Origin of the sequence: Rhizobium pisi (assembly GCF_003938655.1) — a bacterium.
GTDB classification, from domain to species: Bacteria; Pseudomonadota; Alphaproteobacteria; order Rhizobiales; family Rhizobiaceae; genus Rhizobium; species Rhizobium pisi.
This window is the reverse complement of the sequence record NZ_RJJT01000044.1, coordinates 1-18,243: the sequence shown is the minus strand read 5'-3', so window position 1 is coordinate 18,243 and position 18,243 is coordinate 1. Positions and strand designations below refer to the sequence as shown.

Here is an 18,243-nt window from a genome sequence, read left to right as displayed (position 1 = left end):
ATCCTTCGGCACCAGGCTATCGAGCGTCACCATCTCAAGAGCCGTCTGGGTGGGGGCAGGTTTCTTCAACATGTCCCAATGAATCATAAACCCCTGGACGGTGCCAGGGGTTTGTCAGCAGTCTGACCCCGCTGGAAACAGCGGGGTTTTTCATTTTCATGGCTTCCGGTAGGTTTAACAGGTGTTGTAAAAATATCGTTAAATTGGCCTGTCACAGTATTTTGTTCATCTCACATTCAGAAACCGGTTTGTGAATGACCCATTTTAGTCCAGACTCCTTCTTGCAAAGGAGAGCCCGGATGATTCCAAAGGCCACGTTCGTTGCGACGATATTCGCGATGTATGTTTTCACGATGTTTTTCATCGCTGCAATTCCGCAAGAGGTTGTTCAGTCAGCCGGAGTGCAGATAGACGAGGTAAGTGTCGTCAAGTGACGGCCCTTCCAGATCATCGCAGGCTTCTGCGGTGGAAATGATCGGCCAGGTGCTCCCGTGGGGTGCTCCTGGCGAGGCGGGGGTGAACCCCCTTGCAGACGCTCGCTTGCTCTTCGCGCGGAAGCGTCTAACTATGCCTCCGGTTTCATGACGCGGAGGATATTCGATGAAAAAACGCATCCTGTTCACGGGCGGTTCGGGCAAGGCAGGTCGCCATGCCGTGCCGTGGCTCGTCAATGCCGGTTACGAGGTTCACAACATCGATCTCGTGCCGCTGGATAGCCCCGGCGTTACCAATCTCATCGCCGACATCACCGATAGCGGCCAGGTCTTCAACGCGCTTTCGATGCATCGCGATTTTCCCGATCTCGATGCGGGCAGGGGCGTGCAGCCTTTCGATGCCGTCGTGCATTTCGCTGCCATCCCGCGCATCCTGATCAAGCCTGACAACGAAACCTTCCGCATCAATACGATGGGCACCTACAACGTCATCGAGGCGGCGGTGAAGCTCGGTATCCGGAAGATCATCGTCGCATCGAGTGAGACGACTTACGGCGTCTGCTTCGCCGAGGGTCATCGCGATTTCCACCAGTTCCCGCTGGAGGAGGACTACGACGTCAACCCGATGGATTCCTATGGTCTTTCCAAGGTGGTCAACGAGAAGACGGCGCGCGCCTTTGCCGAGCGCTCGGGTTTCGACATCTATGCGCTGCGCATCGGCAACGTCATCGAGCCGCATGAGTATGAGCGGTTCCCGACCTACTTCGCCAATCCAGAGATGCGCAAGCGCATCGCCTGGAGCTATATCGACGCCCGCGACCTCGGGCAGATCTGCCATCTCTGCATTGAGAAGGACGGATTGGGCTATCAGGTCTTCAACGCTGCCAACAACACCGTTTCGGCCAATACGCCGTCGAAGGAGCTTGCGAAGCGATTCTTCCCGAACGTGCCTTTCACCCGCGAAATCGGTGAGTATGAAAGCCTGCTTTCAAACCGCAAGATTCGTGAGTTGCTGGGCTTTAAGGAAGAGCACGATTGGCGGAAATACGTGAGGGTCTGACTGGGTCTTGGCCGCGAAGTCGATAAGCCATTTGCCCGCATATGAGGAGAATGGCTTTGAAAACCGAAAATCGTGCTTGCCAATCCCGTGCCGTCGTCTTAAAGGGTCGCCATGCTTTTCAGCAGCGATTTGCGGGCCTTGGCCCGGGCGCTGAATGACAGGCATGAAGGGGTATAGCTCAGTTGGTAGAGCGGCGGTCTCCAAAACCGCAGGTCGGGGGTTCGAGCCCCTCTGCCCCTGCCACTTTCCTCGATATGGGACAGCGCGGACGTACTTGCAGCGTTTCGGACCGGGAATAAATTGGTGGCAACTAATTTCGTTAAACTTCGGTTTCCCCCCTTGTGTATTCGGAAATCGGTGTTTATTTAGGGTTCAACAGACACGCGGTGCGTGGGGCTGATAGTTTCAGCTTTACGCGCCGTAATTGCGTGGGCAGTCGATGGCATCTAAATCCAATCCATTCGCGTTTCTGCAGCAGGTTCGCTCCGAAACGTCCAAGGTCACATGGCCGTCGCGCCGCGAGACGATGATCTCGACGGTCATGGTGCTTGTGATGGTGGTTTTCGCCGCGCTGTTTTTCTTTGCCGCTGACCAGCTGATCGGCTGGGCTCTGAGCTTCGTGCTGAATACCGGCAACTGATACGGGTGGAGATGAAAATGGCGGCACGTTGGTACATCGTCCACGCGTATTCCAATTTTGAAAAGAAGGTAGCTGAAGACATCGAGAACAAGGCTCGCCAGAAGGGGCTTGAGCATCTGTTCGAGAAGATCCTCGTGCCGACCGAAAAGGTGGTGGAAGTGCGTCGCGGCCGCAAGGTCGATTCCGAGCGCAAGTTTTTCCCGGGCTATGTCATGGTTCGCGCCAATCTGACGGATGAAGCCTACCACCTGATCAAGAATACGCCTAAGGTCACAGGCTTTCTCGGCTCCGACAATAAGCCCGTTCCGATTCCGGATTATGAAGCCGAGCGCATTCTCGGTCAGGTTCAGGAAGGTGTCGAGCGGCCGAAGGCATCCATTACCTTCGAGATCGGCGAGCAGGTCCGCGTTTCCGATGGTCCGTTCGCCTCGTTCAACGGCACGGTTCAGGATGTGGACGAAGAGCGTTCGCGCCTGAAGGTGGAAGTGTCGATCTTCGGCCGCGCAACGCCGGTCGAGCTGGAATACGCACAGGTCGAGAAGGTCTGATTGCAGAAACTGGAGGCTGGCCTTTGCGGCCTGTTTCCTGCGGACGTCGTCCGCACCCGCGTGGAAGGTGAGGGGTCTTAGCCGGACCCTAATATCCGCACCACGCAACCGCAGCCGCCGGAGAGATCCGGCATCACGGGCCGGGTAACCGGCCGTTCATGAAAGGCAGAGAGATATGGCTAAGAAAGTTGCAGGCCAGCTCAAGCTTCAGGTCAAGGCAGGATCGGCAAACCCGTCCCCGCCGATTGGTCCGGCGCTTGGTCAGCGTGGCATTAACATCATGGAATTCTGCAAGGCGTTCAATGCCGCCACGCAGGAAATGGAAAAGGGTATGCCGATCCCGGTCGTCATCACCTATTACCAGGACAAGTCCTTCACCTTCGCGATGAAGCAGCCTCCGGTCAGCTACTGGCTGAAGAAGGAAGCGAAGATCACGTCCGGTTCCAAGACGCCCGGCAAGGGCGCCAAGGCAGGCTCCCTCACCAAGGCTCAGATCAAGACGATCGCAGAAGCCAAGATGAAGGATCTGAACGCAGCGGATATCGAAGGTGCAATGGCGATGATCGAGGGCTCTGCCCGCGCCATGGGCCTGGAAGTGGTGGGTTAATATCATGGCTGGCAAGCGCACTCAGAAGATCAACGAAGGTGTTGATCCCACAAAGCTCTACGCTCTGACCCTGGCTATCGGCATGGTCAAGGAACGGGCTGTCGCCAAGTTCGACGAAACCATCGAAGTCTCGATGAACCTCGGCGTCGATCCGCGCCATGCGGATCAGATGGTTCGCGGCGTCGTCAACCTGCCGAACGGCACGGGCCGCACGGTTCGCGTCGCCGTCTTCGCTCGTGGCGTCAAGGCTGACGAAGCCAAGGCTGCCGGTGCTGATATCGTCGGCGCCGAAGAGCTCGTCGAAATCGTCCAGGGCGGCAAAATCGAATTCGATCGCTGCATCGCCACTCCGGACATGATGCCGCTCGTCGGCCGTCTCGGTAAGGTTCTCGGCCCGCGCGGCATGATGCCGAACCCGAAGGTCGGCACCGTTACTATGGACGTTGCCGGAGCCGTCAAGGCTTCCAAGGGAGGCGCTGTCGAGTTCCGCGTCGAGAAGGCTGGTATTGTCCACGCCGGCATCGGCAAGGCCTCTTTCGACGCCAAGGCTCTGGAAGAAAACATCCGCGCCTTCGCCGACGCCGTCATCAAGGCGAAGCCGGCTGGCGCCAAGGGCAACTACGTCAAGCGCGTGGCGATTTCCTCGACCATGGGCCCGGGCGTCAAGATCGAAGTCGGCTCGGTCACCGCAGCTCCGACTGCATAAGTTTATGGCCGGGCTTCGGCCCGGTGAATGAATTTCCGGCCTCGCAAGGGGCCGGAATATTCCGGAGAAATCCGGAATCCTGTCCGAGATTGCAGGTGGTTTTCCCTTAATCACTTAGCCTGCATGAGACGGGTAAGACCCGAATTACATGAAGTTCGCTTCTAGGAAATCGGTTCGAGCCTTGGATGCCTTGTGCCTCTTTAGCCTTGATTGGCGCGGGAGCGCGGGGGGACAGGATCCTCAAGCGTCGCTTGGGATCTCGCATGATCCCAGGAGGCAAAGGCAACCCGGCGGGCCCGTTTTCGGTCCCGCCAACTGGAGATAGGCAGTGGAAAGAGCGGAAAAACGCGAATTCGTCACGGAACTGAACGAAGTCTTCAAGGCTTCGGGCTCAGTTGTCGTGGCCCACTATGCTGGTGCCACAGTCGCGCAGATGAACGATTTTCGTTCGAAGATGCGTGCAGCTGGCGGTACCGTCAAAGTCGCGAAGAACCGCCTGGCCAAAATTGCCCTTCAGGGTACGGAAGCGGAAGGGATTACCAATCTCTTCAAGGGTCAGACGCTGATTGCATACAGCACCGATCCGATCACCGCTCCGAAGGTCGTCATGGATTTTGCCAAGACCAATGACAAGATCATTGTTCTGGGCGGTTCCATGGGAACAACCACGCTCAACGCCGAAGCAGTCAAGTCGCTTGCGACCCTGCCTTCGCTCGACGAGCTGCGTGCGAAGCTGCTGGGCATGATCCAGACACCGGCTACCCGCATCGCTGGGGTTGTTGCAGCACCGGCAAGCCAGCTTGCCCGTGTGTTCGCGGCCTACGCCAAGAAGGACGAAGCCGCTTAAGGCGGTTTTTCGCTGTTTATAATCAACCGGTTCGAACCGAACAAAAGGAACTAGTAAAATGGCTGATCTCGCAAAGATCGTAGACGACCTCTCCTCGCTGACCGTTCTGGAAGCTGCAGAACTGTCGAAGCTTCTTGAAGAAAAGTGGGGCGTTTCCGCTGCTGCTCCGGTAGCTGTTGCTGCCGCTGCCGGTGGTGCTGGCCCGGCTGTCGTTGAAGAAGAAAAGACCGAATTCGACGTCATCCTCGTCGACGCCGGTGCCAACAAGATCAACGTCATCAAGGAAGTCCGCGCCATCACGGGTCTCGGCCTCAAGGAAGCCAAGGACCTCGTCGAAGCCGCTCCGAAGGCTGTCAAGGAAGGCGTCAACAAGGCTGAAGCCGCTGACATCAAGAAGAAGCTTGAAGACGCTGGCGCCAAGGCCGACGTCAAGTAATTCTATACTGCTTTTGGGAGGCAGCAACGACTGCCTCCCATTTGCCGTTTTTCTGAACGAATTACCCAAAAGCCGCGTCAAAACGGCTTTTGGGTAATGGGTTCTTCAAAAGGATAGTCTCGCACCGAGGGCAGCACAGCAATCCGAGCTGAGCGTTTTCGGGAGTCGGACGAGATTGAACTACCCATTGATTGACGGGGTCGACTGGCCATCGGTTCCCGTCCGTTGCAGGCCCGGGTGCAAGATTTTGAAGGAGCGACGATGGCTCAGACCCTTTCGTTCAACGGTCGCAGGCGCGTACGCAAGTTTTTTGGTAAGATCCCCGAAGTCGCAGAAATGCCGAACCTCATCGAGGTTCAGAAGGCGTCCTACGACCAGTTTCTGATGGTTGAAGAGCCGAAAGGCGGTCGTCCCGACGAAGGTCTTCAGGCCGTCTTCAAGTCGGTTTTCCCGATCACCGATTTCTCCGGCGCTTCCATGCTGGAATTCGTGTCCTATGAGTTCGAGCCGCCGAAGTTCGACGTCGACGAATGCCGCCAGCGCGACCTGACCTATGCGGCGCCGCTGAAGGTGACGCTGCGCCTCATCGTGTTCGATATCGACGAGGATACCGGCGCCAAGTCGATCAAGGACATCAAGGAACAGTCCGTCTACATGGGCGACATGCCGCTCATGACCAACAACGGCACGTTCATCGTCAACGGCACCGAGCGCGTGATCGTCTCCCAGATGCACCGTTCGCCGGGCGTCTTCTTCGACCACGACAAGGGCAAGAGCCACTCGTCTGGCAAACTGCTTTTTGCTGCCCGCGTCATTCCCTATCGCGGTTCCTGGCTCGATATCGAATTCGACGCCAAGGACATCGTTTACGCCCGTATTGACCGCCGCCGCAAGATTCCGGTGACGTCGCTGCTGATGGCGCTCGGCATGGACGGCGAGGAAATCCTCGACACCTTCTACACGAAGTCGCTCTACAAGCGCGACGGCGAAGGCTGGCGCATTCCCTTCAAGCCGGAAACACTGAAGGGTGCCAAGGCGATCACCGAGATGGTCGACGCCGATACCGGCGAAGTCGTCGTGGAAGCCGGCAAGAAGCTGACCCCGCGCTTGCTGCGCCAGCTGTCCGATAAGGGCCTGAAGGCGTTGAAGGCCGGCGACGACGATCTTTACGGCAACTACCTCGCCGGCGACATCGTCAACTACTCGACGGGTGAAATCTATCTCGAGGCCGGCGACGAAATCGACGAAAAGACGCTCGGCATCATCCTGTCGAACGGTTTCGACGAGATCCCGGTTCTCGGCATCGACCACATCAATGTCGGCGCCTATATCCGCAACACGCTCTCAGCCGACAAGAACGAGAACCGTCAGGACGCTCTTTTCGACATCTACCGCGTCATGCGTCCGGGTGAACCGCCGACCATGGAATCGGCCGAAGCCATGTTCAACTCGCTGTTCTTCGATGCGGAGCGTTACGACCTCTCCGCCGTCGGCCGCGTCAAGATGAACATGCGTCTCGACCTGACCGTCGAAGACACCGTCCGCATCCTGCGCAAGGACGACATCCTGGCCGTGGTCAGGATGCTGGTCGAACTGCGCGACGGCAAGGGCGAGATCGACGACATCGATAACCTCGGCAACCGTCGTGTCCGCTCGGTCGGCGAACTGATGGAAAACCAGTACCGTCTCGGCCTGCTCCGTATGGAGCGCGCGATCAAGGAGCGCATGTCCTCGATCGAGATCGACACGGTCATGCCGCAGGATCTGATCAACGCCAAGCCGGCGGCTGCCGCTGTCCGCGAGTTCTTCGGTTCCTCGCAGCTCTCGCAGTTCATGGACCAGGTCAACCCGCTCTCGGAAATCACCCACAAGCGCCGCCTCTCGGCTCTTGGCCCGGGCGGTCTGACCCGCGAGCGCGCCGGCTTCGAAGTCCGCGACGTTCATCCGACGCACTACGGCCGCATCTGCCCGATCGAAACGCCGGAAGGCCCGAACATCGGTCTCATCAACTCGCTTGCGACCTTTGCCCGCGTCAACAAGTACGGCTTCATCGAAAGCCCGTACCGCCGCATCGTCGACGGCAGGGTGACGAACGACGTGCTCTACCTCTCCGCCATGGAAGAGGCGAAGTACTACGTCGCCCAGGCAAACGCCGAGATGAACCCTGACGGTTCCTTCGTCGACGAGTTCGTCGTCTGCCGTCATGCCGGCGAAGTTATGCTCGCCCCGCGCGACAGCATGAACCTGATGGACGTCTCGCCGAAGCAGGTCGTTTCGGTCGCAGCCGCTCTCATCCCGTTCCTGGAAAACGACGACGCCAACCGCGCGCTCATGGGCTCGAACATGCAGCGTCAGGCCGTTCCGCTTCTGCGCGCTGAAGCGCCGTTCGTCGGCACCGGCATGGAGCCGGTCGTCGCTCGTGACTCAGGCGCTGCTATCGGCGCCCGTCGTGGCGGCGTGGTCGACCAGGTCGACGCGACGCGCATCGTTATCCGCGCCACGGAAGACCTCGAAGCCGGCAAGTCCGGCGTCGATATCTACCGCCTGCAGAAGTTCCAGCGTTCTAACCAGAACACCTGCGTCAACCAGCGTCCGCTGGTCACCGTCGGAGACGAGGTCAACCGCGGCGACATCCTCGCCGACGGCCCGTCGACCGATCTCGGCGACCTGGCGCTCGGCCGCAACGCGCTCGTCGCGTTCATGCCCTGGAACGGCTACAACTACGAAGACTCGATCCTGCTCTCCGAGCGTATCGTTGCTGACGACGTGTTCACCTCCATCCACATCGAAGAATTCGAAGTGATGGCGCGCGACACCAAGCTTGGTCCTGAGGAAATCACGCGCGACATTCCGAACGTTTCGGAAGAAGCGCTGAAGAACCTCGACGAAGCCGGTATCGTCTACATCGGCGCCGAAGTTCAGCCGGGCGATATCCTCGTCGGCAAGATCACGCCGAAGGGCGAAAGCCCGATGACGCCGGAAGAAAAGCTTCTGCGCGCCATCTTCGGCGAAAAGGCTTCCGATGTGCGCGACACGTCCATGCGCATGCCGCCGGGCACCTACGGCACGATCGTCGAAGTTCGCGTCTTCAACCGCCACGGCGTGGAGAAGGATGAGCGCGCGATGGCGATCGAGCGCGAAGAGATCGAGCGTCTTGCCAAGGACCGTGACGACGAGCAGGCGATCCTCGACCGTAACGTCTACGGCCGTCTGATCGACATGCTGCGTGGCCAGGTATCGATTGCCGGTCCGAAGGGCTTCAAGAAGGGCACCGAGCTTTCGAACGCCGTCGTCTCCGAATATCCCCGCTCGCAGTGGTGGATGTTCGCGGTCGAGGACGAGAAGGTTCAGAGCGAGCTCGAAGCACTGCGCGGCCAGTACGACGAATCCAAGTCGCGCCTTGAGCAGCGCTTCATGGACAAGGTCGAAAAGGTCCAGCGCGGCGATGAAATGCCTCCTGGCGTCATGAAGATGGTCAAGGTCTTCGTCGCCGTGAAGCGCAAGATCCAGCCGGGCGACAAGATGGCCGGCCGTCACGGGAACAAGGGCGTGGTTTCGCGCATTGTGCCTGTCGAGGACATGCCGTTCCTCGAAGACGGCACGCATGTCGACGTTGTTCTGAACCCGCTCGGCGTGCCCTCGCGCATGAACGTCGGCCAGATCCTGGAAACGCACTTGGGTTGGGCTTGCGCCGGCATGGGTCGCCAGATTGGCGAACTGATCGAAGCCTACAAGGCGAACGGCAACATCGAGCCGCTGCGCAAGACCATCGGCGATGTCGTCGGTGACGGTCCGAAGGCCGAACAGGTCCACGAGTTCGACGATGAGTCGGTGCTGCGTCTTGCCGACCAGTGGAAGCGCGGCGTTTCGATTGCGACGCCTGTTTTCGACGGTGCGCATGAAGGCGATGTCAACGACATGCTGCGTCTGGCAGGTCTCAAGGATACCGGTCAGTCGACGCTCTATGACGGCCGTACCGGCGAGCAGTTCGACCGTCAGGTGACTGTGGGCTACATCTACATGCTGAAGCTCAACCACCTTGTCGATGACAAGATCCATGCCCGTTCGATCGGTCCTTACTCGCTCGTGACCCAGCAGCCGCTGGGTGGCAAGGCACAGTTCGGCGGTCAGCGCTTCGGCGAAATGGAAGTCTGGGCGCTCGAAGCTTATGGCGCGGCCTACACGCTGCAGGAAATGCTGACGGTGAAGTCGGACGACGTCGCCGGCCGCACCAAGGTCTACGAAGCCATCGTCCGCGGCGACGACACGTTCGAAGCCGGTATTCCGGAAAGCTTCAACGTTCTCGTCAAGGAAATGCGCTCGCTGGGCCTCAGCGTCGAGCTTGAGAATACCAAGCTTGACGAAGCACAGGCGACCCAGCTGCCCGACGCGGCCGAGTAAACACTTGATAGGGCGTGCGCTGCCAATGCGGCGCACGCCGGTCCCGCCGGCCGCCGTATCCATATGGCCCGGAAGGGAAGTTTCGCCGCATCCAGCGGTTATTCTCGTTTAGGCGAGGGAGGCGGCTCCCGGGAATTTGCCGCTGACCATCGCATTTTGAGGGCGCTTTCGCCCATGAAGGAGACAGGCATGAATCAAGAGGTCATGAATCTTTTCAATCCGCAGGTGCCTGCACAGAATTTCGATTCCATTCGGATTTCGATCGCGTCTCCGGAGAAGATCCTCTCCTGGTCCTACGGTGAGATCAAGAAGCCGGAAACCATCAACTACCGCACGTTCAAGCCGGAACGCGACGGTTTGTTCTGCGCGCGCATCTTTGGCCCGATCAAGGATTACGAATGCCTGTGCGGCAAGTACAAGCGCATGAAGTACAAGGGCATCATCTGCGAAAAGTGCGGCGTCGAAGTCACGCTGTCGCGCGTTCGCCGCGAGCGCATGGGCCATATCGAGCTCGCTGCTCCCGTTGCCCACATCTGGTTCCTGAAGTCGCTGCCGAGCCGCATTTCGACGCTGCTCGACATGACGCTGAAGGATGTCGAGCGCGTTCTCTACTTCGAAAACTACATCGTCACGGAGCCGGGTCTTACCGCGCTCAAGGAGCACCAACTCCTGTCTGAAGAAGAGTACATGCTTGCCGTTGACGAATACGGCGAAGACCAGTTCACGGCCATGATCGGTGCAGAAGCCATCTACGAGATGCTGGCATCGATGAACCTCGAAAAGATCGCTGGCGACCTTCGCTCCGAGCTTGCCGACACCACGTCGGACCTCAAGCAGAAGAAGCTGATGAAGCGCCTGAAGATCGTCGAGAACTTCATGGAATCCGGCAACCGCCCGGAATGGATGATCATGAAGGTCGTTCCGGTCATCCCGCCGGATCTGCGCCCGCTGGTTCCCCTGGACGGCGGTCGTTTCGCGACCTCGGATCTGAACGATCTCTATCGCCGCGTCATCAACCGTAACAATCGTCTGAAGCGCCTCATCGAACTACGCGCACCGGGCATCATCATCCGCAACGAAAAGCGCATGCTGCAGGAATCTGTCGATGCGCTGTTCGACAACGGCCGCCGCGGCCGCGTCATCACCGGCGCCAACAAGCGTCCGCTGAAGTCGCTGTCCGACATGCTGAAGGGCAAGCAGGGCCGCTTCCGCCAGAACCTGCTCGGCAAGCGCGTCGACTATTCCGGCCGTTCGGTCATCGTGACCGGTCCGGAACTGAAGCTGCATCAGTGCGGCCTGCCGAAGAAGATGGCGCTCGAGCTCTTCAAGCCGTTCATCTACGCCCGCCTCGACGCCAAGGGTTATTCCTCGACCGTCAAGCAGGCCAAGAAGCTGGTCGAAAAGGAAAAGCCTGAGGTCTGGGATATCCTCGACGAGGTCATCCGCGAGCATCCGGTTCTGCTGAACCGCGCACCGACGCTGCACCGCCTGGGCATCCAGGCCTTCGAACCCACCCTGGTCGAAGGCAAGGCCATCCAGTTGCATCCGCTCGTCTGCACGGCATTCAACGCCGACTTCGACGGTGACCAGATGGCCGTTCACGTGCCGCTGTCGCTTGAAGCCCAGCTTGAAGCCCGCGTGCTGATGATGTCGACCAACAACATCCTGCATCCGGCAAACGGTGCTCCGATCATCGTTCCCTCGCAGGACATGGTTCTCGGCCTCTACTACCTGTCGATCCTGAACCAGAACGAGCCGGGTGAAGGCATGGCCTTCTCCGATCTCGGCGAATTGCATCACGCGCTTGAAAGCAAGGTCGTGACGCTGCACACCAAGATCCGCGGCCGTTTCAAGTCGATCGACGAGGATGGCAAGCCCTACTCGAAGATCTATGAGACTACGCCTGGCCGCCTGCTCATCGGCGAACTGCTGCCGAAGAACGGCAAGGTGCCCTTCGACATCTGCAACCAGGAAATGACCAAGAAGAACATCTCCAAGATGATCGACACGGTCTACCGCCATTGCGGCCAGAAGGACACGGTCATTTTCTGCGACCGCATCATGCAGCTCGGCTTCTCCCATGCCTGCCGCGCCGGCATTTCGTTCGGCAAGGACGACATGGTCATTCCGGATGCCAAGGCCAAGATCGTTGCCGACACAGAAAGCCTGGTGAAGGAATACGAGCAGCAGTATAATGACGGCCTGATCACCCAGGGCGAAAAGTACAACAAGGTTGTCGACGCCTGGGGCAAGGCGACCGAAAAGGTCGCCGAAGAGATGATGGCCCGCATCAAGGCGGTCGAGTTCGACGAGAACACCGGCCGTCAGAAGCCGATGAATTCGATCTACATGATGAGCCACTCCGGTGCCCGCGGTTCTCCGAACCAGATGCGTCAGCTGGGCGGCATGCGCGGCCTCATGGCCAAGCCGTCGGGTGAAATCATCGAGACGCCGATCATCTCGAACTTCAAGGAAGGTCTGACCGTCAACGAGTACTTCAACTCGACGCACGGCGCCCGCAAGGGTCTGGCAGACACCGCCTTGAAGACTGCGAACTCCGGTTACCTGACCCGCCGTCTCGTCGACGTCGCGCAGGATTGCATCGTCACGCACGTCGATTGCGGCACGGAAACCGGCCTCACCATGACCGCCATCGTTGATGCCGGTCAGGTCGTCGCCTCGCTCGGCGCCCGCATCCTCGGCCGCACGGCGCTCGACGACATCGATCATCCGGTCACGGGTGAGCGCATCGTCGATGCCGGCAAGATGATCCTCGAGCCGGATGTCATCGAAATCGAGAAGGCCGGTATCCAGTCGATCCGTATTCGCTCGGCGCTGACTTGCGAAATCCAGACGGGCGTCTGCTCGGTCTGCTACGGCCGCGACCTCGCGCGCGGTACGCCTGTCAACATGGGCGAAGCCGTCGGTGTCATCGCCGCTCAGTCGATCGGCGAGCCGGGAACCCAGCTCACCATGCGTACCTTCCACCTTGGCGGTACGGCAACCGTGGTCGACCAGTCGTTCCTGGAAGCCTCGTACGAAGGTACGGTGCAGATCAAGAACCGCAACGTGCTGCGCAACTCCGAAGGCAGCCTCGTTGCCATGGGCCGCAACATGACCGTCCAGATCCTGGACGAGCGTGGCGTGGAGCGCTCTTCGCAGCGCGTCGCCTACGGTTCGAAGCTGCATGTCGACGAAGGTGACAAGGTCAAGCGCGGTCAACGTCTGGCGGAGTGGGATCCCTACACCCGTCCGATGATGACGGAAGTTTCCGGTACCGTTCAGTTCGAAGATCTGGTCGACGGTCTCTCCGTTCTCGAAGCGACCGACGAATCCACCGGCATCACCAAGCGCCAGGTTATCGACTGGCGTTCGACGCCGCGCGGTTCGGACCTCAAGCCGGCGATCGTCATCAAGGACGCCAGCGGCAATGTCGCGAAGCTGTCGCGTGGTAGCGACGCCCGCTTCCTGCTCTCGGTCGATGCCATTCTGTCGGTCGAGCCGGGCACGAAGGTCTCCCAGGGTGACGTTCTCGCCCGTTCGCCGCTCGAAAGTGCAAAGACGAAGGACATCACCGGTGGTCTGCCGCGTGTTGCCGAGCTGTTCGAAGCTCGCCGTCCGAAGGATCACGCCATCATCGCAGAGATCGATGGTACGATCCGCCTCGGCCGCGACTACAAGAACAAGCGTCGCGTCATCATCGAGCCGGCGGAAGACGGTGTCGAGCCTGTCGAATACCTGATCCCGAAGGGCAAGCCCTTCCATCTTCAGGACGGCGACTATATCGAAAAGGGTGATTACATCCTCGACGGTAACCCGGCTCCGCACGACATCCTGGCGATCAAGGGCGTGGAGGCTCTCGCCTCCTACCTCGTCAACGAGATCCAGGAAGTCTACCGTCTGCAGGGCGTTGTCATCAACGATAAGCACATCGAGGTGATCGTCCGTCAGATGCTGCAGAAGGTGGAAATCACCGATGCGGGCGACTCGACCTATATCGTCGGCGACAATGTCGACCGGATCGAGCTCGAAGACGTCAACGATCATCTGATCGAGCAGGGCAAGAAGCCCGCCCACGGCGATCCGGTTCTTCTCGGCATCACCAAGGCGTCGCTGCAGACCCCGTCCTTCATCTCGGCCGCATCCTTCCAGGAAACGACCAAGGTGCTGACGGAAGCCGCAATCGCCGGCAAGACCGACGGTCTGCAGGGTCTGAAGGAGAACGTCATCGTCGGCCGCCTCATCCCGGCCGGTACCGGCGGCACCATGACGCAGATCCGCCGCATTGCCACGTCGCGCGACGAGCTGATCCTCGAAGAGCGTCGCAAGGGCACCGGGGCAGCTGTCGCCACCCCAATGCTGCAGGACATGGCTGAAAACGCCCCGGCTGCGGAATAATCCGCAGCTGAAGTTCATGAATTGAAAAACCGCCCGGAGCGATCCGGGCGGTTTTCATTTCTGCTGTGCTGGTTGACCGGGGGAGGGAAGGCGCTGCCTCGTTGCCGGCGCGCCACCGTGGGCGGCAGCCCCGTCAGTTGAACCGGATGATCGCGACCTCGCCATCGATCGCGCCCTGATAGGCCGAGGCATGCGGCTCTTCCTCCGGGATTTCGGTGAGCATGCCAATCTGGTCGAGATCGGCCTCGATGAACCCCTCCTCGGCAAGAGCGTTCAAAGCCTCGCGCACGGCGGTGTCGTCGTCTGGCGCCTTCAGCAGGATGTGCAGATCGATGCCTTCGCTAGCGTCCGACTCATAGCCTTTGCCAATGATGATGAAGATCATCGGTCCGTCGAAATTGTTGTCGTTATCAGGTGTCGTAATCATCGCCAGTCCTTCGGCTTTTCGATTCGATCGCTCGAATCCTGCTAAGAGGGCTTCCGCCGCATTTGCTGATTCCTTAACTGCTTTTGCTGCAATGCCCAAGTTTTTATCTTGGCGCACCGCGGAGAATTCGTCTACAGGGTGAAAACAGGGCGTTCGGCCCGCATATCAAGGCGATGCGGGCAAGTTTATTTCTTAACCGGCCTTGACGAGACGGGTGGAAACCAGTAGTACCCCGGCCATCAGATCCCATGTGAGGCTTGGCTGTTCGGGGCGACGCGCCCTGGAGTTCACCTCAAACAAGGTTCTAAACGCACGTTGAAGTCATGATGCTGCACGCATGACGCATGGTTTTATGCGTCCTCTGCTCTTTGTGGTCCATCTGCGGAAGCGGATCGGGCCATATTTTGCGCATTGACGGAAAGCGTGCGTCATTGCCGGAGACGGCGCGAGTTCAAGCCCGCAAGGGTACTGAGATAAAACGTAAGGGATGGTTGAATGCCTACCGTAAACCAGCTGATCCGCAAGCCTCGCCAGGCGAACGTAAAGCGTAATAAGGTTCCCGCTCTCCAGGAGAACCCGCAGAAGCGCGGCGTTTGCACGCGCGTCTACACGACGACGCCGAAGAAGCCGAACTCGGCTCTGCGTAAGGTCGCAAAGATCCGCCTGACCAACGGCTTCGAAGTCATTGGTTACATCCCCGGCGAAGGTCACAACCTTCAGGAACACTCCGTCGTCATGATCCGTGGCGGCCGCGTCAAGGACCTTCCGGGTGTCCGTTACCACATCATCCGCGGCGTTCTCGATACTCAGGGTGTCAAGAACCGCAAGCAGCGCCGCTCCAAGTACGGTGCGAAGCGTCCGAAGTAATTCGGGTTTTCGAATAATCCGGCGCTGCGCGAGGTCCTCCGCGTGATGAAGCGCCTTAACGGTTGAAGAGACGAAAAGTATGTCCAGACGTCATAAAGCAGAAAAGCGCGAGATCAATCCGGATCCGAAGTTCGGCGATCTCGTCGTGACCAAGTTCATGAATGCCATCATGCTCGATGGTAAGAAGTCCGTTGCTGAAAACATCGTCTATGGTGCGTTTGACGCCGTTCAGGGTAAGTCCAAGCAGGAGCCGCTCACGGTTTTCCATTCTGCGCTCGACAACATTGCCCCGCACGTTGAAGTCCGCTCGCGCCGCGTCGGTGGTGCGACCTACCAGGTTCCGGTCGACGTCCGTCCGGAGCGCCGCCAGGCTCTCGCCATTCGTTGGCTGATTGCCGCTGCCCGCAAGCGCAACGAAACCACCATGATCGATCGCCTGTCCGGCGAACTGCTCGATGCGTCCAACAACCGCGGCTCCGCCGTCAAGAAGCGCGAAGACACGCACAAGATGGCTGACGCCAACCGTGCATTCTCGCACTATCGCTGGTAATTCCGAACGGTATCGAAAGGCAGTCCACAATGGCTCGCGAATATAAGATCGAAGACTACCGCAATTTCGGTATCATGGCGCATATCGACGCCGGCAAGACCACGACCACCGAGCGTATCCTTTACTACACCGGCAAGTCGCACAAGATCGGCGAAGTCCACGACGGCGCAGCCACCATGGACTGGATGGAGCAGGAGCAGGAGCGTGGCATCACGATCACCTCTGCTGCCACCACGACCTTCTGGAAGGGCCGTGACGGCAAGACGCGCCGCTTCAACATCATCGACACCCCCGGCCACGTCGACTTCACCATCGAAGTCGAGCGTTCGCTGCGCGTTCTCGACGGCGCCATCGCGCTGCTCGACGCCAACGCCGGCGTTGAGCCGCAGACGGAAACCGTCTGGCGTCAGGCCGAGAAGTACAACGTTCCGCGCATGATCTTCTGCAACAAGATGGACAAGACCGGCGCGGACTTCTACCGCTCCGTCGAGATGATCAAGACCCGTCTCGGCGCAACGGCTGTCGTCATGCAGCTGCCGATCGGTGCTGAAACCGAATTCAAGGGTGTCATCGATCTCATCGAGATGAACGCTCTCATCTGGCGTGACGAGTCGCTCGGCGCCCAGTGGGATGTCGTAGAGATCCCTGAGGACATGAAGGCCAAGGCCGAGGAATATCGCGAAAAGCTGATCGAGACGGTTGTCGACATCGACGAAGCCGCCACGGAAGCTTACCTGGAAGGCATTCTGCCCGACAACGAGCAGATCCGTGCGCTGGTTCGCCGCGGCACGATCGACGTCAAGTTCCATCCGATGTTCTGCGGCACCGCCTTCAAGAACAAGGGCGTGCAGCCGCTGCTCGACGCCGTCGTCGACTACCTGCCGTCGCCGATGGACATCCCGGCGATCAAGGGCATCGACTTCAAGACGGAAGCTGAAATCGAGCGTCATGCCGATGACAGCGAGCCGCTTTCCATGCTCGCCTTCAAGATCATGAACGACCCCTTCGTCGGTTCGCTCACCTTCGCCCGCATCTATTCCGGCAAGCTCGAAAAGGGCGCGTCGGTCATGAACACGGTCAAGGACAAGCGCGAGCGCGTCGGCCGCATGCTGCAGATGCACTCCAACTCGCGCGAAGACATCGAAGAAGCCTTCGCAGGCGACATCGTTGCTCTGGCCGGCCTCAAGGAAACCACCACTGGCGATACGCTCTGCGATCCGCTGAAGCCGGTTATCCTCGAGCGTATGGAATTCCCCGAGCCGGTCATTCAGATCGCCATCGAGCCGAAGACCAAGGGCGACCAGGAAAAGATGGGCCTCGCGCTCAACCGCCTGGCTGCTGAAGATCCGTCCTTCCGCGTCAAGACCGACCAGGAATCCGGCCAGACCATCATCGCCGGCATGGGCGAACTGCATCTCGACATCATCGTCGACCGCATGCGTCGTGAGTTCAAGGTCGAAGCAACCGTCGGCGCGCCGCAGGTTGCCTACCGCGAAACCATCACGCGCCAGCACGAAGAAGACTACACGCACAAGAAGCAGTCCGGTGGTACCGGCCAGTTCGCGCGCGTCAAGATCGTCTTCGAACCGAACCCGGACGGCGACGAATTCAAGTTCGAATCCAAGATCGTCGGTGGCTCTGTTCCGAAGGAATACATCCCCGGCGTTCAGAAGGGTATCGAAAGCGTTCTGTCTTCTGGTCCGCTCGCTGGCTTCCCGATGCTCGGCGTCAAGGCGACCCTCATCGACGGTGCCTTCCACGACGTCGACTCGTCGGTCCTCGCCTTCGAAATCGCATCGCGTGCCTGCTTCCGTGAAGCAGCCAAGAAGGCCGGCGCTCAGCTCCTCGAGCCGATGATGAAGGTCGAAGTCGTTACCCCGGAAGATTATGTCGGCGACGTCATCGGCGACCTGAACTCCCGTCGTGGTCAGATCCAGGGTCAGGAAAGCCGTGGTATCGCCGTCGTCATCAACGCGAACGTCCCGCTCGCGAACATGTTCAAGTACGTCGACAACCTGCGCTCCATGTCTCAGGGCCGCGCTCAGTACACGATGACCTTCGATCACTATTCGCCGGTCCCGTCGAACGTCGCAACAGAAATCCAGGCAAAGTATTCCGGTCAGAAGTGACCGGAATACCAATTGACCGATAACAAGAATTAGATCCCTTCGGGGACTAGCAAAACGGAGAGCCGAAAATGGCAAAGAGTAAGTTTGAGCGCAACAAGCCGCACGTCAACATTGGCACGATCGGCCACGTTGACCACGGCAAGACGTCTCTGACGGCAGCGATCACGAAGTACTTCGGTGAGTTCAAGGCGTA

General features: G+C 59.2%; 14 protein-coding genes and 1 tRNA gene. 14 read left to right on the top strand and 1 reads right to left on the bottom strand.

What is annotated here, in order from left to right; genetic code table 11:
* The first annotated feature begins 600 nt into the window (after positions 1–600).
* From EFD55_RS32445 to rpoC, 10 genes are all read left to right on the top strand, one after another.
* Positions 601–1,494, top strand: a complete 894-nt coding sequence (locus EFD55_RS32445) for an NAD-dependent epimerase/dehydratase family protein (protein ID WP_125851143.1) — start codon at positions 601–603, stop codon at positions 1,492–1,494.
* 167 nt (positions 1,495–1,661) lie between these two features.
* Positions 1,662–1,737: transfer RNA gene (locus EFD55_RS32440), tRNA-Trp, on the top strand.
* A 196-nt stretch (positions 1,738–1,933) separates the two neighbouring features.
* On the top strand, positions 1,934–2,134 hold the full coding sequence (gene secE / locus EFD55_RS32435) for a preprotein translocase subunit SecE (RefSeq protein WP_003547514.1): 201 nt from the start codon (positions 1,934–1,936) through the stop codon (positions 2,132–2,134).
* 17 nt (positions 2,135–2,151) lie between these two features.
* Positions 2,152–2,682, top strand: coding sequence for a transcription termination/antitermination protein NusG (gene nusG / locus EFD55_RS32430; RefSeq protein ID WP_003547516.1), 531 nt, complete (start codon positions 2,152–2,154; stop codon positions 2,680–2,682).
* Positions 2,683–2,857: 175 nt separating this feature from the next.
* Positions 2,858–3,289, top strand: coding sequence for a 50S ribosomal protein L11 (gene rplK, locus EFD55_RS32425; protein WP_047620024.1), 432 nt, complete (start codon positions 2,858–2,860; stop codon positions 3,287–3,289).
* 4 nt (positions 3,290–3,293) lie between these two features.
* Positions 3,294–3,995: a 50S ribosomal protein L1 gene (gene rplA / locus EFD55_RS32420; protein ID WP_125851141.1), complete on the top strand. Its 702-nt coding sequence runs from the start codon at positions 3,294–3,296 to the stop codon at positions 3,993–3,995.
* 328 nt (positions 3,996–4,323) lie between these two features.
* A complete protein-coding gene (gene rplJ / locus EFD55_RS32415) occupies positions 4,324–4,842 on the top strand; it encodes a 50S ribosomal protein L10 (protein ID WP_125851139.1) in 519 nt (172 codons plus the stop codon).
* A 58-nt stretch (positions 4,843–4,900) separates the two neighbouring features.
* Positions 4,901–5,278, top strand: coding sequence for a 50S ribosomal protein L7/L12 (rplL, locus tag EFD55_RS32410; protein WP_028757409.1), 378 nt, complete (start codon positions 4,901–4,903; stop codon positions 5,276–5,278).
* Between the two features lie 261 nt (positions 5,279–5,539).
* Entirely contained in the window at positions 5,540–9,679 is a 4,140-nt protein-coding gene (rpoB, locus tag EFD55_RS32405) for a DNA-directed RNA polymerase subunit beta (RefSeq protein WP_125851137.1), read from the top strand.
* Positions 9,680–9,868: 189 nt separating this feature from the next.
* A complete protein-coding gene (rpoC, locus tag EFD55_RS32400) occupies positions 9,869–14,077 on the top strand; it encodes a DNA-directed RNA polymerase subunit beta' (protein ID WP_125851135.1) in 4,209 nt (1,402 codons plus the stop codon).
* 133 nt (positions 14,078–14,210) lie between these two features.
* Here rpoC and EFD55_RS32395 read toward each other — a convergent pair whose 3' ends face one another.
* A complete protein-coding gene (locus tag EFD55_RS32395) occupies positions 14,211–14,504 on the bottom strand; it encodes a transcriptional regulator (protein WP_125851145.1) in 294 nt (97 codons plus the stop codon).
* 495 nt (positions 14,505–14,999) lie between these two features.
* Between EFD55_RS32395 and rpsL the strand changes: the two genes are divergently transcribed.
* The 4 genes from rpsL to EFD55_RS32375 form a co-directional block, all read left to right on the top strand.
* Positions 15,000–15,371 carry a 30S ribosomal protein S12 gene (gene rpsL, locus EFD55_RS32390; RefSeq protein ID WP_003547537.1) on the top strand — a complete coding sequence of 124 codons (372 nt, stop codon included), beginning with the start codon at positions 15,000–15,002 and terminating at the stop codon, positions 15,369–15,371.
* 79 nt (positions 15,372–15,450) lie between these two features.
* Positions 15,451–15,921, top strand: a complete 471-nt coding sequence (rpsG, locus tag EFD55_RS32385; protein WP_008521364.1) for a 30S ribosomal protein S7 — start codon at positions 15,451–15,453, stop codon at positions 15,919–15,921.
* Positions 15,922–15,950: 29 nt separating this feature from the next.
* On the top strand, positions 15,951–18,050 hold the full coding sequence (gene fusA, locus EFD55_RS32380) for an elongation factor G (RefSeq protein ID WP_125851133.1): 2,100 nt from the start codon (positions 15,951–15,953) through the stop codon (positions 18,048–18,050).
* A 68-nt stretch (positions 18,051–18,118) separates the two neighbouring features.
* A partial coding sequence (locus tag EFD55_RS32375) for a GTP-binding protein (protein WP_003578655.1) occupies positions 18,119–18,243 on the top strand: 125 nt, incomplete at its 3' end.

Coding starts and splice junctions, on each gene's coding strand:
- EFD55_RS32445 (WP_125851143.1), top strand. CDS start 601: ATGAAAAAACGCATCCTGTTCACGGGCGGTTCGGGCAAGGCAGGTCGC.
- secE (WP_003547514.1), top strand. CDS start 1,934: ATGGCATCTAAATCCAATCCATTCGCGTTTCTGCAGCAGGTTCGCTCC.
- nusG (WP_003547516.1), top strand. CDS start 2,152: ATGGCGGCACGTTGGTACATCGTCCACGCGTATTCCAATTTTGAAAAG.
- rplK (WP_047620024.1), top strand. CDS start 2,858: ATGGCTAAGAAAGTTGCAGGCCAGCTCAAGCTTCAGGTCAAGGCAGGA.
- rplA (WP_125851141.1), top strand. CDS start 3,294: ATGGCTGGCAAGCGCACTCAGAAGATCAACGAAGGTGTTGATCCCACA.
- rplL (WP_028757409.1), top strand. CDS start 4,901: ATGGCTGATCTCGCAAAGATCGTAGACGACCTCTCCTCGCTGACCGTT.
- rpoB (WP_125851137.1), top strand. CDS start 5,540: ATGGCTCAGACCCTTTCGTTCAACGGTCGCAGGCGCGTACGCAAGTTT.
- rpoC (WP_125851135.1), top strand. CDS start 9,869: ATGAATCAAGAGGTCATGAATCTTTTCAATCCGCAGGTGCCTGCACAG.
- EFD55_RS32395 (WP_125851145.1), bottom strand. CDS start 14,504: ATGATTACGACACCTGATAACGACAACAATTTCGACGGACCGATGATC.
- rpsL (WP_003547537.1), top strand. CDS start 15,000: ATGCCTACCGTAAACCAGCTGATCCGCAAGCCTCGCCAGGCGAACGTA.
- rpsG (WP_008521364.1), top strand. CDS start 15,451: ATGTCCAGACGTCATAAAGCAGAAAAGCGCGAGATCAATCCGGATCCG.
- fusA (WP_125851133.1), top strand. CDS start 15,951: ATGGCTCGCGAATATAAGATCGAAGACTACCGCAATTTCGGTATCATG.